Below are 16,240 nucleotides of genomic sequence, written 5' to 3'. Positions count from 1 at the left end.
TCCCTCCACCCCTCTACCCCTTCATCCCCTCACTCCTCCATCCTTTTCCAGGTCTCCGATACGGGCATTGGGATGACGCCTGAACAAATGGAGAAAGTGTTTCAGGCATTTATTCAGGCAGATGCTTCGACCACTCGTAAATATGGGGGAACGGGTCTGGGGTTAGCCATTTCCCAAAAGTTCTGTCAGATGATGGGGGGCAGCATTACGGTAGAGAGTGAGGTGGCTCAAGGCTCGACGTTTAAGATGGTGCTGCCCACTGAGGTCACCCCTCCGACAACAGATGTGGCAGAAGCAGAGTCGTTACCGTGGGATGCGGCTGAACTGTCGGCCATTCCTACCCAAGGTAGCTCTTTACTGGTGATTGATGATGATATAACGGTGCATGATTTACTCCGCCGATTTTTATCTAAAGAAGGTTTTCGAATTCATAGTGCTTTTAATGCTGAGGAAGGGTTAAAACTGGCGAAAGAATTGCACCCCGACGCGATCGCCCTGGATGTGATGATGCCCGGTTTAGATGGTTGGGCAACTCTTTCTGCCCTCAAAAATGATCCGATGTTGTCAGATATTCCGGTAATTATGCTGACGATGGTGGATAACAAAAATATGGGCTATGCCCTGGGCGCATCCGATTATTTAACAAAACCCATTGATCGGGGGCGGTTGAGGGGAATTTTGCAGAAATATCAATGCGATCGCCCACCATGCTCGATTTTAGTAGTAGATGACGATCCGGTTAACCGGGATGTGTTGCGGCAGATGTTAGAAAAAGAAGGTTGGGTGGTGATCGAAGCAGAAAATGGCGTAGTTGCGTTGGAACGATTGGCAGAAAACCGTCCAGCATTAATGTTGTTGGATCTGATGATGCCGGAGCTAGATGGGTTTGGTGTGGTGGATGAGTTGCAGAAGCGAGAAGATTGGCGATCGCTTCCTGTGGTGGTGTTAACGGCAAAAGACATTACCCCAGACGATCGGCTGTGCTTAAATGGGCATGTCGAACGCATTCTTCAAAAAAGTGCTTACACCCGTGAGCAATTAATGGCAGAAATCCGCAATCTAATAACCGTTGCGTCTAGTGGTAATGTTTGTAAACATTAAAAATCAGGTATTGCTCAATATCGAGATGAATGTGAACGTGAAACCTTCGGTTTCACGTTCACATTCATCCCCAAAATCAGCAACGCCAAAAATCGCATAATTTTTTGAATCCTGCGCGCAGCCTCGGAGTCAAAAAATAACGGGATTTGATCCAACCGCAACGCACTGTATCTTTAAGGTCAGGGAAGAGGTCGATGCCTAAAATACTCTTAGTTGAAGATAACGAGATGAATCGAGACATGCTCTCTCGTCGTTTGGAACGCAAAGGGATGCAGGTCATTGTCGCGTTGGATGGGCAACAAGGGATTGACATCGCTCGCACAGAAGCCCCCGATTTAATTTTGATGGATATGAGTTTGCCCGTATTAGATGGTTGGGCGGCAACCCGCCAACTTAAATCTCAGGCGGAAACCCAAACCATTCCAATTATTGCGCTGACAGCTCATGCGATGGCAGGCGATCGCGAAAAGTGCATAGAGGCAGGCTGTGACGACTACGATACCAAGCCAATTGAATTTCCCCGTCTGCTGGGCAAAATTCAGGCGCTGTTGGGTGAAGGTGTAGCAACATGAAATCTGACGAAGGTCTTGTATTGGTGGTGGACGATAATGAAGTTAACCGCGACCTCCTATCTCGACGACTGCAACGCCAGGGGTTGGTGGTTGAGGTTGCCGAAAATGGACGAGAAGCTTTAGATAAGGCGCGATCGCAAGAATATGATTTGATTTTGCTCGATATTATGATGCCGGAAATGAACGGCTATGAAGTCCTGGAAGCGATCAAATTGGATGCCGACCTGCGCCATATTCCTATTATTATGATTTCTGCACTGGATGATATGGACAGCGTTGTGCGCTGCATTGAACTGGGTGCAGAGGATTATTTATCTAAACCATTTAATCCAACGTTATTAAAAGCCAGAATTGGGGCTTGTTTAGAAAAAAAAAGATTGCGCGATCAAGAAAAGGCATATCTAAAAAAATTACAAGAAGAACAAGAAAAATCAGAACGGCTTTTGCTGAATATTTTGCCAAAACCGATTGCAGAAAAACTGAAGCAAGAACAACAAATCATTGCCGATAACTTTGCGGATGTCACTGTTTTATTTGCCGATATTGTCAACTTCACAGCTCTGGCAGCCAGTTTATCGCCCTCTGGGTTAGTGGAATTGCTCAACACCATTTTTTCCACCTTCGACCAGCTGGCAGACCAACACCAGTTAGAGAAAATTAAAACCATTGGCGATTCCTATATGGTCGTCGGTGGGCTACCCTTGCCCCAGCCCAACCATGTTGAGGCGATCGCTGATATGGCACTGGATATGCAAGAGGCGATCGGCAAAATCGATTTAGCTCAGTTTCATATTGACGCCAGCCCTTTACAAATGCGGATCGGCATTAATACGGGTCCTGTAGGTGCAGGTGTTATTGGCACGAAAAAGTTTACCTACGACCTCTGGGGAGATACGGTGAATACCGCCAGCCGTATGGAGTCTTTGGGCTTACCCGGTACCATTCAAGTAACGTCGATTACCTACGAACGCCTCAAAGATAAATATCAATTTGAACAACGAGGTGCGATCGATGTCAAAGGTAAAGGCGAAATGGTGACGTATTTTCTTAAAGACAGATCTTATAGCGGTGTGCAAGTTTGTTAAGTACAGCAACGGTGTTGTGAGGCGCTCCGCGCCCCACAACACCGTACTGCATCAACCCGCACAGCGCTATATAGCAGTACATATTAAGGTTAGGACAGGGTGCAGGGTGAAACCCTTGTCCAGCGGCGGCACAGTCCCAGCGTCCCTGTCCTAACCAGCTCTTCGGTTGCTATACAAGTTGATGAGAGAGCCGCACTCTGTGCGGCTCTCTCATCAAACGTATTACTCGCGACTACTGGCAACTACTGCTTGATGGACGGGTAACTCAATCACAAACTGAGTGCCTTGATCGGGTTTAGAGTGGCAGGTGAGCATGCCATTGTGCTTTTCAACCAGAAGCTGATAGCTAATTGACAACCCTAAACCTGTTCCTTTACCCGCAGATTTGGTTGTAAAAAAAGCATCAAACACTTTGGCTTGAAGTGCTTCAGGAATACCCGAACCATTATCTGAAATGCGAATGGTGACCCAGTTTGGGCGTTGCTGTAACGTCTGAATTTGAATCGTGGGTGGATAGTCGGCGCTGTAGCGTGTGGGTTTAGAGGGCATTGCCCATTGATCGCGTTGGAGTTGTTCTTCCAGGGCATCAATTGCATTACTCAACAGGTTCATAAATACTTGATTGAGCTGACTGGGATAGCATTCAACCTGGGGCAATGTCCCATAGTCTTTGATGATTGTGATAGGCAGATTGCTGCTATCGTGTCGTTTGAGCCGATGTTGTAAAATCAGCAACGTGCTGTCCAGCCCTTCGTGAAGATCGACTGTTTTGAACTCTGACTCATCCAATCGGGAGAAATTGCGGAGCGATAATACAATCTGTCGGATGCGATCGGCTCCTATTTTCATAGACCGAATGAGTTGGGGCAAATCTTTTCGCAAAAATTCTAAGTCAATTCGTTCCATGCAATCTTGCACAGGCACGGGTACCTCGGGACTGTGGGTTTGATAGCAATCAATAAACTCCAGCAAATCCTTAACGTATTCTTCCGCCGGGTGCAAGTTGCCATAGATAAAATTGATTGGGTTATTGATTTCATGAGCAACGCCCGCAACCAGTTGCCCCAAACTCGCCATTTTTTCCCCCTGCACCAACTGAATTTGGGCAGCTTTTAGCTGGGTGATAGAGGCGGTTAATTCGGCAGTTCTTTCAGCAACTTGGGCTTCTAGAGTTTGGTTGAGATGACGTAATTGCAAATGAACATTGATCCGAGCCAGTACTTCTTCATGCTGAATGGGCTTGGTAATGTAATCGACGGCACCTAACTTGAGACCTTTGACCTTATCGACTGTATCGGATAATGCGGTCATAAAGATAATTGGAATATCGCGAAGATCGTCGCTAGCCTTGATCTGACGGCATGTTTCAAAGCCATCAATACCGGGCATCATGACATCCAGCAAAATCAGGTCAGGAATGCTGGTTTGCAAGCGTTTGAGAGCAACTTCACCACTTTTGGCGATCGCCACGCGATAGCCAACCGCATTCAATACGTCAAACAATACTTCAATATTGGTTGGGTTATCATCAACAATCAAGATCGTGCGTTGATACTCTTGTAAATGCATATCCATGCTTGTTTCCACCTGGTTTGAGCTAAATATATTGTTCGACTAATCGCAAAATGGCTTCATCATCAAACTGTTGAGTCAGTGTTAAGAGTTGATCGGCAAATGCGCCATAGTCGGGAGACAACGTACGAATTCGGTCTGCTTCCTGTTGAATGTCTTGGATAAAGCCACCCTGAGCTGCCCGATGCAGAATGCTAAGCTCTGCCGCAGGGGGTGCTGTCAATTGGGCAAGGCGGATGGGGGATGCTGCATTAGGCACTGTGGGGATGGACTGATCGGTGTTGTAGATCCACTCCACGGCTAAGAAGCGGGCAATCTCTGCCAGCAGTGCATCAATCTGAATCGGTTTTGGAAAAAAGCTGTTGCAACCTGCCTCCAGGCTGTCCTGTCGATCAACTTGAGACAAACTTGCTGGAGACGCAATGATTGGAGTATTGGCAAAGACGTTCATCTGCCGCAGTTTGCGGGTCATATCTAGCCCGTTGAGGGTGGGCATCACCACATCCGTAATGACCAGGTCGGGATGAACCTGGCAGGCTAGATCGTAGCCTTCTTGCCCGTTACTGGCTTCAATCACCGTAAACCCCAGCGGCTCTAGCATATTGACCAGCACCAGCCGATTTTCGGCATGATCGTCAACCGCCAGAATGGTATAAGGTTTGCCAAGATAGCCCACAATCATAGGAGCGCGATCGCGGGTGTTTGCCACCCAATCCCGAGCCAGAGGCAGGTCTAGTTCAAACCAAAATGTACTGCCTTGACCCACCCGGCTTTCTATATAAATTTCGCCGCCCATCATCTGCACAATTTGTCGGCTAATGGCTAAGCCTAACCCGGTGCCTTCTGCATTGCGATCGCGTCCAGCGGCTTGCTCAAATGCATTAAATATGGTTTCTAACCGCTCAGGGGGAATGCCAATTCCCGTGTCATCAATCGTAAACCGAATGCGCTGATAGGGCAGCGTTTCGTCTGGTGGAGCGAGTAAGGTTGAGTGTGGCGAACTCAACACATCCACTCGAAAGATTACCTGACCACAATCTGTAAACTTAATCGCATTGCTGATGAGGTTTAGCAAAACCTGGCGCAACCGTTTGTCATCCACATAAACAGCTGTGGGTAGCCCTTGTGGCTCAATGTATTCAAACGCGATTCCCTTTTGTTGAGCTTTGACGGCACAAATTTCCGCGGTACCCAGCAGAAAATTGGGGAAATGGAAATCTTGAGGATACAAGTCCATCTTGCGCGCCTCAATTTTTGCCAGATCTAAAATGTCGTTAATCAACGTCAACAGATGAGAACTGCACTGGTAGATGACTTCAATGCCTTTCATCTGTTTGGGCGTCAGCGTCGGATCGCGATCCAAAATTTGGGCGTAGCCCAAAATTCCATTCAGGGGAGTCCGCAACTCATGATTCATATTCGCCAAAAATTCGCTTTTGGCACGATTGGCTGTATCAGCAGCTTCCTTGGCGATTTGCAGTTCGGCGGTGCGGTGCGCCACTCGTTTTTCCAGGTCTTCGTTCGCCTCTGCCAGGGTGCGCACCGATGCCTGAACCTGAGCAGCCATGCGGTTAAATGTTTGCGCTAAAATTCCTAACTCGTTTTTATCCGTAATCGTGACGCGAGTGTTGAGGTTACCGTCGCTGAGCTGGATGGCGGCATCTGTCAGATGTTGCAGGGGTGACGACAACCGCCGAGAAAATGCCCAACCCATGGCGATCGCCACTGCCAACAACCCCAGTGTGCTACTGCCCATCACCAGCATGATACGATAGAGCGGTGCATAGGCTTCACGGGTCGGCAACTCGACGACGGCTTTCCAATTGACACTTATGATGGGCGATACGGCTCCCAACACAGGCACCTCGTCCAATCCGGGATATTGGAACACCTGCCCCGATCGCGCTTGTGCCAGAGAGCTTAGTAACGAGGTTTGACTGACGTTCTCAAATTCACGCCTGCGTACTGTTGTACCAGAGCGAGCAATTAAGTAGTTGCGCTCGTCTAGCACATACACGTAGCCCGTTTTGCCCACTACCGTTTGCGAAATCACATAGCTCAAAAAGTTGAGATTGATGCGTGCCAGCAGAACGCCGTCTACCTGGTCGGCATCATTTCGAATCGGCACTGCCAGCATCACCATGGGGATTTGTGTTTGGGCATCCAGTACGACAGGTCCCACATAGTCTTCTTGTTGCTTGTAGGTGTGTCGAAACAATGCTGAATCAGACCAATTAATTATTTTTGCATCTCCATAGGGCGAAGCAACGCTCACCATCTTGCCCTGGTTATCGAGGATTGCCACCATTTCGTAGGCATCATTATGGCGAGTGAGTCCTTCGATTAAATTTCTCTGAGCCTCTGGACTGAGGCTGCTCAGACCCCGCACCCGAGCAAGGTAGCTCAGTTTTCGCTGCAAATCATCTAAATAATTAGCAACGCGATTGGCAACAACCGAGCTACGCTCTTGTTGAAGTTCCAACAGTTGTGTTGCATTATTGCGGGCGCTCCAATATAACAGTGCAGACCCAATCGGCAGCGCACTCACGATCACTGCCAATACCAAGCCCCAACGAACCTGGTTGACAATGGATTGTAGTTGTAGCCAACGAGACGAAGGGCGATCGCTATGTTTTTGTAACTGAGAATCGCCTTGATTAGGGGGTGTAGCGTCTGTCATCTGTTTCCTAACGTTATACAATGCAGCACAAACCTAACGATTGAGAACGGACTGGATCTATGCCAACTTTTTTGCACCGGAGGCTGCGGATAGGGTCAAGCCGATCTGTTAGTCAACCCATGAAAAGTAAGGCAACCCGATGCCCCACCAGGCTTTACAAGAGTAGTTTTGGAAGAAGTGAAGGGGTGAAACCCCTGCGTGGGGGCACCGCCCCCACCCCCCCGATGTCCTAACTAGTACACCAACTTAAAAGTTTTACAGGGGGTGGAGGGGGTGAAACCCCCTCTTGGGGGCGCAGCCCCCAAACCCCCATGTTGCAAAATTTAGTGTTTGTAATACTAGATTGCGTAGAAGCATAACTCAGGGGACTTAGGCGATTTCTAGAAACGGTCATCCCAGCAAATCGTAAGAGCGAAGCATTTGGACAATGATTGTCGCCATTTACCAAAGACTATGGAACGAATGCTTTGCCCCTATGGGATAACATCTTTTTCAGAAATTTTCTTAAGAGGCAGAGCCATTTTCTGGCGCAATATCAATTTCACCCGTGACTACTTTGTCTTTAATTGCCATAAACGTTGCCTCTTCGTCAGGTGTCAACGCGCCTCTAAAGGGAGCAAAGTCGTAAATGCCTTCTCTTAACCCAAACTTGTAGAGTTTGCCTTCCCATTTACCCTGTTGCATCAGATCTGCCGTATTCAAAATCAGCTTCGGCATATCCTGTAACACGCTCGTCACGATATGGTCGGGTGCAAGATCATACTGATCTTTTGTCCAGCCAATAATATGAGTATTTTCGCGTTCGGCGACTGCTTTGAGAGCACCAATTCCTGCTTCATCAGCATTAATGGCAAAGTAGTCATATCCTTTATCTGCTAATGCCAGGGCAACCGTCCTGCCTTTTTCACCATCCGTCCAGGTTTGCAGAAATTCGGTTGCGACTTCAATATTGGGCTTTGTTGCCGCGACTCCGCGACGAAATAGTTCTGCTTCTTCTTTATAAACAGGGTAATCAGCCCCCACAATATAGGCGACTTTATTGGTTTTCGTTTTCATGGCAGCCAGCACACCCGATAGGTAGCCTACTTCACCGGATCGAAAGGCGGCGGCTCCTAAGTTGCGATTATTGCCGGGATAGGTTGTGACTAAAGCAAACTTTGTTCGGGGAAATTCATCGGCAACTTTTTCGGCGTTGTCAATATACCCACCGCTATGGGCAATGATAAAGTTGTAGCCCGCTTCCGCATACTCTCGGAGGGGCGCTTCGGCTTGACCATCAGCAACGGAACCTTTAAAGTCAACCGTGGCATTAAATTGTTGTTTGATTAACTGTAATCCTTCGTATCCGCCTTGACTCCAACTGCCATCGTCTTGGGTACCCGTAGAAATCAACGCAACCTTCAGGTTTGTTTGAGTGGCGGAGGTGGTGGCATCGGACGACGAACTGGGTACAGACTTTGAGCACCCAACGATCAAGGAAAATGAGGCGATCGCGAGTGCAACACTCAAGAGGAATGGCTTTAGGCGCATAGGAGTTTGCCAGAAATGTGAAATGCTGTATGTTAAGCAGCATTCCCTATTCACGAAGCGGACTCACACTGCATAAACTCGTAGAATTACGGATCTTTTACAAAAATAATATAAACAGATGAGCATAGCAGCATAGCTTTATCCAGATATGAAATGTTGAGAGAGAGTCGCGCTCCGCGCGACTCTCTCTCAACAACCCTTCCAATTCTCAAGTCAAAAAGTCTATCAGGCGATCGTCACATCGGGTGATAGATAGACATCCTGAATTGCATGAAACAGTTGTACACCTTCCTCAAACGGACGCTGGAACGTTTTGCGTCCCGAAATTAAACCGCTGCCGCCTGCGCGTTTGTTGATCACTGCCGTGCGAACGGCTTCAGCAAAGTCGTTTTTGCCCGTCGCGCCACCGGAGTTAATCAGACCGGCTCGTCCGGCATAGCAGTTCAGCACCTGGTAACGGGTCAGGTCAATGGGATGGTCGCTGGTTAGCTCGCTGTAAACCCGCTTATCCGTCTTGCCATAGCTGGTTCCCGTCGCCTGGGCAACGGCGGCGTAACCATTGTTGCACTCGGGCAGCTTTTGTTTGATGATATCGGCTTGGATGGTCACGCCCAGATGATTGGCTTGTCCGGTCAGGTCTGCGGCGAGGTGATAGTCTTTGTCTTGCTTAAAGGCATTGTTGCGCAGGTAGCACCAGAGAATTGTTGCCATTCCCAATTCGTGGGCGCGTTCAAATGCTTGGCTGATTTCTTGGATCTGGCGAGTCGATTCTTCAGAGCCAAAGTAAATGGTTGCGCCGATCGCCACTGCTCCCAGATTCCAGGCTTGCTCGACGGAGGCAAACAGAATTTGATCAAACTGATTGGGGGAGGTCAACAGTTCGTTGTGGTTAATTTTGACGATGAACGGAATTTTGTGGGCATATTTGCGGGAGACACTGCCCAATACGCCTAAGGTTGTGGCAACAGCATTACATCCAGCTGCGATCGCCAGTTTAACGATATTTTCACTATCAAAATAAATGGGATTGGGGGCAAACGAAGCGGCTGCCGAATGCTCGATCCCCTGGTCTACCGGCAAGATGGAAAGATAGCCTGTATTCGCCAGTCGTCCGGTGGAATAAAGCTGTTGTAAATTGCGCAGTACTTGAGGATTGCGATCGCTTTGGATGAATACCCGATCAATAAAATCTGGTCCCGGTAGGTGGAGCAAATCCTGGGAAACTTTGGCGTTGTAGTTCAATAAATACTCTGCCTCATCACCAAGCCATGCGGAAATTGATTGAGGAACCTTGAGAGTAGTAGTCATAGGAGTTTTCGGAACCTTACCGTAAGAGAAAAATGGAACGGACTCAGACTAGTACACCAACTTAAAAGTTTTAGAGGGGGTGGAGGGGGTGAAACCCCCTCTTGGGGGCGCAGCCCCCAAACCCCCATGTTGCAAAATTTAGTGTTTGTAATACTAGACTTCTCCATTCTAGAAATCCTCTTGCAGAATCCATCCATCTAAGAGACTTGTTAGGAAATAAAACTGGCTTGGGGCAAAAGTTTTCTCCGACGGCTGCGTAACGTTGCTTTTCGCCCACCGCCAACGAGCCGTTGGCGGTGAACATCCGGCTTGACTCGGCTTTGCTCACAGACTTGTGCAAAGCTGGGTCGCAGTACTTTAAATGCTTTGTGATTGTGGTGTTAACTCAGACTATTGATTTACAAGTATTGGAATCCGCCACATTCCGGTCATGAAATAGTCAGGACTAATTTGAATATTATCCCTTTTGCGGAACCCATGCCGTTCATAAAACGAGTGATTACGAATATTAGATGACACTAAGTAGGAGCCCAGACCTTGAGCATCGGCAGCATCCAGAGCTGGCTGCAATAAATGCCCACCCAACCCCTGTCCTCTCGCGTCGGGTAGAAGAGCAATCCACAGCACTTCACAACGTGGATCGATGGGTTCATAAGCCCCTACTTGATTTGCTAAATGCTCACAACGTTGCCCAGCTTCTGTGCCACCAAAATGAGTGCTGATTGCAACAACTTGGTTGACGATAGCCTCAAATTCATTGTCGAAGACGCATACCTCAGGAGGATACCAAATGCAGACTCCCTGGTTTGCTGGAGCAAGGAGAACCTCACCTCGATTGATGCCATCCGCCACAAAGGGTTGAAAAAATGCCATCAATGTTTGTAAGCGGATTGAATCATCTGGAAACAGAAACTCAAACATCGGATCATCCACAAAGGCTCTAGCCAGAATTTCTGCAACTGATTGAATTTTCTTGATGAAAACTGGCGATCGCTTATCTTCAAGCTTCAGATTGAGCTGTGTGACACCGTAATCCTGAACACAATTGATAGCAAGCTGTGTTTTAGACATTGTTTTTACTACTCCAAACGGGTATGGGTTGAGGCTGAGAGGGTTTAGTCACGGGTTTTGCTACAACGGCAGTTGCAAATTGGCTGAGATTCAAGACAAGCGAATCTTGGTGAACACGGGAATACCGGGCTGCGAAGGCACAAAGTTTGCACATGGTTGTTCACGATTTACGAATGATGTAGTAGTCGTTCTGAAAGTCGTGGGCAAGTTGTTTGATTTCCACTTGCTGAAATCCGGCATTTGCCAGCAGTTCCAGGGCTTTTTCTTTGCCCCACATTGCCCCCAAGCCCATACCGCCATAGGCTAACGAAACCGTCATGCAGTGCATACAGGAAATGGTGTAGAGCAATGAGCCAATGGGATGGTCGAGATTGCCACTCACATCGGTCGAGGCGTGAATGTCTTGCATCAGATAAACGCCATCCGGACGCAGGGCGCGGCAAATGTTGCGCAGCACCACATCGGGTTTTGCCTGATCGTGAACCGCATCAAACGTGGTGATGAAGTCGTAGCGATCGCACTCTTCAATCGTGGCGGCATCCTTCACCTGAAACTGAATGTTGCTGAGCTTGCGCAGTTGAGCATCGGCATTCGCATTGGCAACGGCTTCTCCAGAGAAGTCATAGCCGGTAAAGCAGCTATTAGGAAACGCGGCTGCCAGTGTGTTCAACGCCCGCCCACTGCCACAACCAACATCTAGAACGTCAATCCCCCGCTGCAATGCTTCGACCAGTCCAGGAATCAGGGGCAGTACATGCTCAAATAACGAAGAAACCACGCTTTGACCGCTATCTTCTGCCATTACCGCATGAAAGCGCTTGTACTCAGAATAGGGAACACCCCCACCGTTGTAAAAGCAATGAATGATCTGTTCTTCTACCGATCCCAGCAGCGGAATGTATTGGGCAAAGACGGCGATATTATCGGAAGCGACTGCTCTGGTCAACAGTGCGGCGTGTTCTGGAGGCAGGGTATAGGTTTGGGCGATCGGGTTATACTCCACCACACAACCTGTCACCATTGCGCCGAGCCATTCCCGCACATAGCGTTCATTGAGTCCGGCTTCATCGGCGATTTGCTGACTCGTGGCAGGTGGCAGTTCTGCCATCGTGTCAAACAGTTCGGTGCGATGCCCGATTGAAGTCATCAGGGCAAGTGCGCCACTATTGAGGATGGTCAACATTCGATCGGCGAATGCTTCGGTTTTAGCCGTATCGAGGGTTTGCGTAGTCATGATTGACTCCTTTGCTAACTTGATTTGTTGGATGCTGTCTTTGCATCTGAAATCAAGTTAGCAAGCCGATCGCTCTCAAACCGCTCTTAAACCGCTCCCAAATGGTTCTCTCCCTGAAACATAGAACCCAAGCGGATTTCAAGGAGCAAAAACTTGAGCTGACCAGACGCGATCGCAGGGAAAACCAAACCGATGATGGGCATGGCGAATTATTTCGGCATCGGGCGCATTCAGTTCACAAAGCACACGGCTTCTGTCGAGCGATACATAGGAGCGAATCCATTCAACGCCGTACTCTGCATAGCAGGGCAGTAAATGCTGTCGCTCTTTATGACATTGCTCATCAGTCAGCCCTGTTGGATAAGTGCTTTCCTGAATCTTGAGAGTGGATTCATTCCAGGTAGGTGGAGTCGCTTCTGGCTCAATAATATATCCTGCCCAGGCTCGACTGGAGGTAAACCCACCTCGACGATAGGCATCTCGGACTGATTCTGCATCGGGTGCATCGTATATACAAATCATGCGATGGCGATCGCCGGACAACAGTGAATAACGCCACGTCCCGTTGCGGGCTTGGATACAAGGAGTAATTTGCTGATCCGCAGACTTTAATATTTCGTCGGTTAAAGGTTGTTCAGTAACGGTTTCAACAATTACTAGTGACATCATTGTTCTCCTATAAGGATAGTGGAGTCAATAATTGCAGTTTGGGCACGAAAACAGAGATCATGGCGATCGATTTGTGCCAGTAGGGCAGCATACTGCGCTGCTCGTTCTGGTTGTCCCAATGCTAAAGTTGCCTGCGTTAACACTGCCCAAGCTAAAGCGATTTCATTAGACTGTTGCATGATCTGAGCAGCTTGTAGGGCAGTTTCGGCACGAGTCAATGCTAACTCCCAACGTCGTTGTTCCAAATCAACTTCAGCAGCTCCAATCAGTACGTAGGATAGCATTCGCTTGGCATCCATCTGTTGCAGTTGAACAACGACCTGTTGCAAGTGGGATTCGGTTTCAGGGTAGTGAAGCTTGTAGTGAATCAAAGCCTCCAGTGCGGCTGTAATTGCGCCTTCGCTGCCTTCACCTTGAATTTGAGCTGAAACAACTGCCATTTGCTGACAAGACGTTAATGCATCAGTCAAATTACCCGTTTCTATCTCCAGCATAACGAGATAGCTAAGACAATAAAACTCGCGCCAGTGGTCTTGCTCTACTAAGGCAAGTTGCCAGCCTTGCTTAAACCGCGATCGCGCTTCATCGTAACGCCCCCGGTAGAGGTACACAGATCCCAATCCACTGTAAAGATCACATAGCTCTAAGCCAACTCTGGCGGCTAGCGATTGTGCTTCTAGCAGTAATGCTTCTGCCCGAACAATGTCATGTCCTAGTTCAGCGAGACAAGAACCGCTATGAGCCAGCAAACGGGCTGCTGTTGCAGGGCTTGCTGACTGACTGATTTCAACTGCCCGCAGAGAGTGTTCTCGTGTATGGATGAAGTTGCCTTGACTGTAATACACGACCCCAACTGTTTCTAGACCGATTGCCTCTTCCTCCTTTAATCCCAATTGTCTAGCTTCATCCATCAACTGATTCACCTCGGCTTCTAGCTGAGCAGCGCGATCGCCGGTTACCCCCGACAGCGCAACCACTCGAAGTAACTGTAAGTGCCGCCGAATCCGGGTCTGAACATTGAGGTGTTGACAGTGCTGAATTCCCTGCGTCGCCAATTTTGCGGCTTCTGCATAAGCAAACAGTCTCAAACACCGTTCGGCGGCGGCTAAAGCAGCGGCTGTTGCTAACTCGTGGTCGCCCCCCAATGCCGCATGATGGGCTACATCACTCACCAATGCACTATCAGCGGTTAACTGTTGATTTAACGTGTGAGCAATTTGCCAATGCACCAACTGACGACGGGGTTCTGATAATTGTCGATAAACGGTTTGACGGACAATATCGTGAACAAAGTCATACCTCGGTTCATTATTCGCGGAAATACTGGGGCGAATAATCGTCTGTTGTTCAAGCTGATCGATCGCTGTTAGCAGTTGTGGCAGGGCATAGTCTGAAACCTGCGCCACTGCGGTCGGTTTAAAGCTCCGTCCTAATGCCGCTGCCCAGGGGAGAATCTCTCGTGCAGATGGATTTAGACGTTGCAGGCGATCGCGAATCAGTGCTTCTAAATTGTCTCCATGAGCCGCTCGATCTTGGGACAAAGCACGGGCAATTTCCAGGGCAAAGAGAGGATTACCGCCACTGTCGCTAAAGACTTGATCGACTAATTCAAGGGATACATCTGAAGACTTGATCGACTGAATACTGCGAATTAAATCTGCGGTTTGTCCGCGATCAAACGGCTGTAGCTCCAAGATTCGTAGCCGTTGCTCCCGCCTGAGTGCCTGTAACATGCGCTCGATCGCTGCATTTTCTTCCAACTCGCCAATTCGTGCCGTACACGCAAACTGAATGGGAAGATGGCTTAACAAGCGCACCGCATAATGAAACAATGCCGATGACGCTTCATCAATCCACTGAATATCATCCAAAACTACGACGAACGGGGCGTGATTTGCCTGTGCAGCAAACAGTTGCACCACCGCATCAAACAAATGGCTGCGGTCTGGGAGATCCTGACCGGCTGTACCCAGTTCCGGAAGCAACACGCCTAATTCAGGTGGAATCGCAACCCGCGACAATCGACCTTGCCCAATCCCAAACGATCGCAACGCATCCGTCCAGATGCCATAGGGTCGTACCATCTCTGCTGCAAACCCACGTCCCCAAAGCATTTGATTTTCTGCCAGGGTCGATCGCAATTCCTCTAGCAGCCGCGTTTTACCAATGCCAGGTTCACCCACCACCAGTAGTACTTCAGAGCAATCCGTTGCACTGGTCAACCATTGCTGAACTATTGCCCACTCCCGCTCTCGTCCAACCAGAGGTGATGCGGCGGCAATTGGAGCGATCGCCGGTAAACGCGTTGGCGCATTCGCTTTTGTTGGCGCGTCCTGTTCCGCGACGTCATCGTCTTGCAATAGTTGCTCATACAGCTTGCGCGTGCTGGCACTGGGGTCAACTCCCAACTCCTGCCGCAACAGGGTCATGCAGCGATGATAGGTTTGTAGTGCATTCGCGCGATCGCCACTCTGACTGTAAAGCCGCATCAATGTGCAGTAGGTCGCTTCGTTATAAGAATCGACACGTAGAAGCTGCTGAGCATGGCTAAGGGCAGCACGATAGTCCTGCTGTTGTTGTAAGTGGTCAACTAATTGTTCTAACGCACTAACGTAGAGTTGCTGAAGGCGATCGCGCTCGTCAACAATCCACTCATCCTCACAGCCCGGTAGCAAGTCGCCTCTGTAGAGGGCGATCGCTTTTTGCAGCAAGTCTGGTCTGGTCTGAGGTTCAGCTCCTTTTACGGCTGTTACAGCCTCTTCAAACTCCAGGATATCTAAGCTGCATGGAGCCGTAGGCAACCATTGCAGCGTTTTCGACTCAACTCGCAAAAATTGCTCAGGGTTGGGTAAAGCCCGACGCAAGTAGGTCAACTCTTTACGAAGATTGGATCTCGCCTGGGAATCTGTCGAACTCTCCCATAGATGAAAGGCAAGCCGCTGACGGGGTTGGGGCAACTGTCGATGGAGGATCAAATAAGCCAGTAATGCTTGCGATCGTGCTGAGCTAATACTTGCAACAGACCGATCGCCGTAGGTGATAGAAAACTCACCTAACAATTTGACTTGTAAGATTGAAGACATTGCGCCTAAGTCATAACGGATCCCTGAATTGCCTGCCCTTCTTCAGATTCTATAACTAGCTGGAAGAGAGTGCGTCAAATTTTCGTTATAAAAAATACCCTCAGCTTTTAATAGGATTGTATTTGGGTTCAAAGGCAAGCTCTGCAAAGCCTTTGATCCACACCAACAGGGATAATGCAGAATCCAGGAGTATTAGGATGACTACTCGCTTGCTGAAACCGTTGGTAAATCTTTTTTCCTCCCTAAACCTTTCCTAAATTTAGGAAAGCTATGGCATATTTTTCGACATTGCAACCCATGGGCAATATCCCAAATGCCCTAGAAAAGCCAACTTT

General features: G+C 48.7%; 11 protein-coding genes. 3 read left to right on the top strand and 8 right to left on the bottom strand.

Annotated features, from left to right (window positions below; genetic code table 11):
* The 3 genes from ACR6Z4_RS18485 to ACR6Z4_RS18475 form a co-directional block, all read left to right on the top strand.
* Positions 1-1,101: ATP-binding protein (locus ACR6Z4_RS18485; protein ID WP_479718781.1), on the top strand; the 1,101-nt coding region annotated here is incomplete at its 5' end.
* A gap of 194 nt (positions 1,102-1,295) precedes the next feature.
* A complete protein-coding gene (locus ACR6Z4_RS18480; protein ID WP_479718780.1) occupies positions 1,296-1,673 on the top strand; it encodes a response regulator in 378 nt (125 codons plus the stop codon).
* Positions 1,670-2,758 (top strand): adenylate/guanylate cyclase domain-containing protein, encoded by a 1,089-nt coding sequence (locus tag ACR6Z4_RS18475; RefSeq protein ID WP_479718779.1) that lies wholly within the window; start codon positions 1,670-1,672, stop codon positions 2,756-2,758. Before ACR6Z4_RS18480 ends, ACR6Z4_RS18475 begins: the two co-directional genes overlap by 4 nt.
* 222 nt (positions 2,759-2,980) lie before the next feature.
* Here the strand turns inward: ACR6Z4_RS18475 and ACR6Z4_RS18470 are convergent, their stop codons facing one another.
* The 8 genes from ACR6Z4_RS18470 to ACR6Z4_RS18435 form a co-directional block, all read right to left on the bottom strand.
* Entirely contained in the window at positions 2,981-4,333 is a 1,353-nt protein-coding gene (locus tag ACR6Z4_RS18470) for a sensor histidine kinase (RefSeq protein WP_479718778.1), read from the bottom strand.
* Between the two features lie 22 nt (positions 4,334-4,355).
* Entirely contained in the window at positions 4,356-7,010 is a 2,655-nt protein-coding gene (locus ACR6Z4_RS18465) for an ATP-binding protein (RefSeq protein WP_479718777.1), read from the bottom strand.
* A gap of 504 nt (positions 7,011-7,514) precedes the next feature.
* A complete protein-coding gene (locus ACR6Z4_RS18460; protein WP_479718776.1) occupies positions 7,515-8,540 on the bottom strand; it encodes a BMP family protein in 1,026 nt (341 codons plus the stop codon).
* A 225-nt stretch (positions 8,541-8,765) separates the two neighbouring features.
* Complete coding sequence (locus tag ACR6Z4_RS18455) at positions 8,766-9,848, bottom strand: class I fructose-bisphosphate aldolase (RefSeq protein ID WP_479718775.1); 1,083 nt, start codon at positions 9,846-9,848, stop codon at positions 8,766-8,768.
* A 390-nt stretch (positions 9,849-10,238) separates the two neighbouring features.
* Positions 10,239-10,919, bottom strand: coding sequence for a GNAT family N-acetyltransferase (locus ACR6Z4_RS18450; protein ID WP_479718774.1), 681 nt, complete (start codon positions 10,917-10,919; stop codon positions 10,239-10,241).
* A 160-nt stretch (positions 10,920-11,079) separates the two neighbouring features.
* Positions 11,080-12,153 carry a class I SAM-dependent methyltransferase gene (locus tag ACR6Z4_RS18445; protein ID WP_479718773.1) on the bottom strand — a complete coding sequence of 358 codons (1,074 nt, stop codon included), beginning with the start codon at positions 12,151-12,153 and terminating at the stop codon, positions 11,080-11,082.
* Positions 12,154-12,291: 138 nt separating this feature from the next.
* Positions 12,292-12,822, bottom strand: coding sequence for a DUF4242 domain-containing protein (locus ACR6Z4_RS18440; protein WP_479718772.1), 531 nt, complete (start codon positions 12,820-12,822; stop codon positions 12,292-12,294).
* Positions 12,819-15,905, bottom strand: coding sequence for an ATP-binding protein (locus ACR6Z4_RS18435; protein ID WP_479718771.1), 3,087 nt, complete (start codon positions 15,903-15,905; stop codon positions 12,819-12,821). Before ACR6Z4_RS18435 ends, ACR6Z4_RS18440 begins: the two co-directional genes overlap by 4 nt.
* Positions 15,906-16,240 lie beyond the last annotated feature (335 nt).

The organism is Calyptranema fuscum S582 (assembly GCF_055793305.1).
This window is presented reverse-complemented; position numbering and strand designations above follow the sequence as displayed.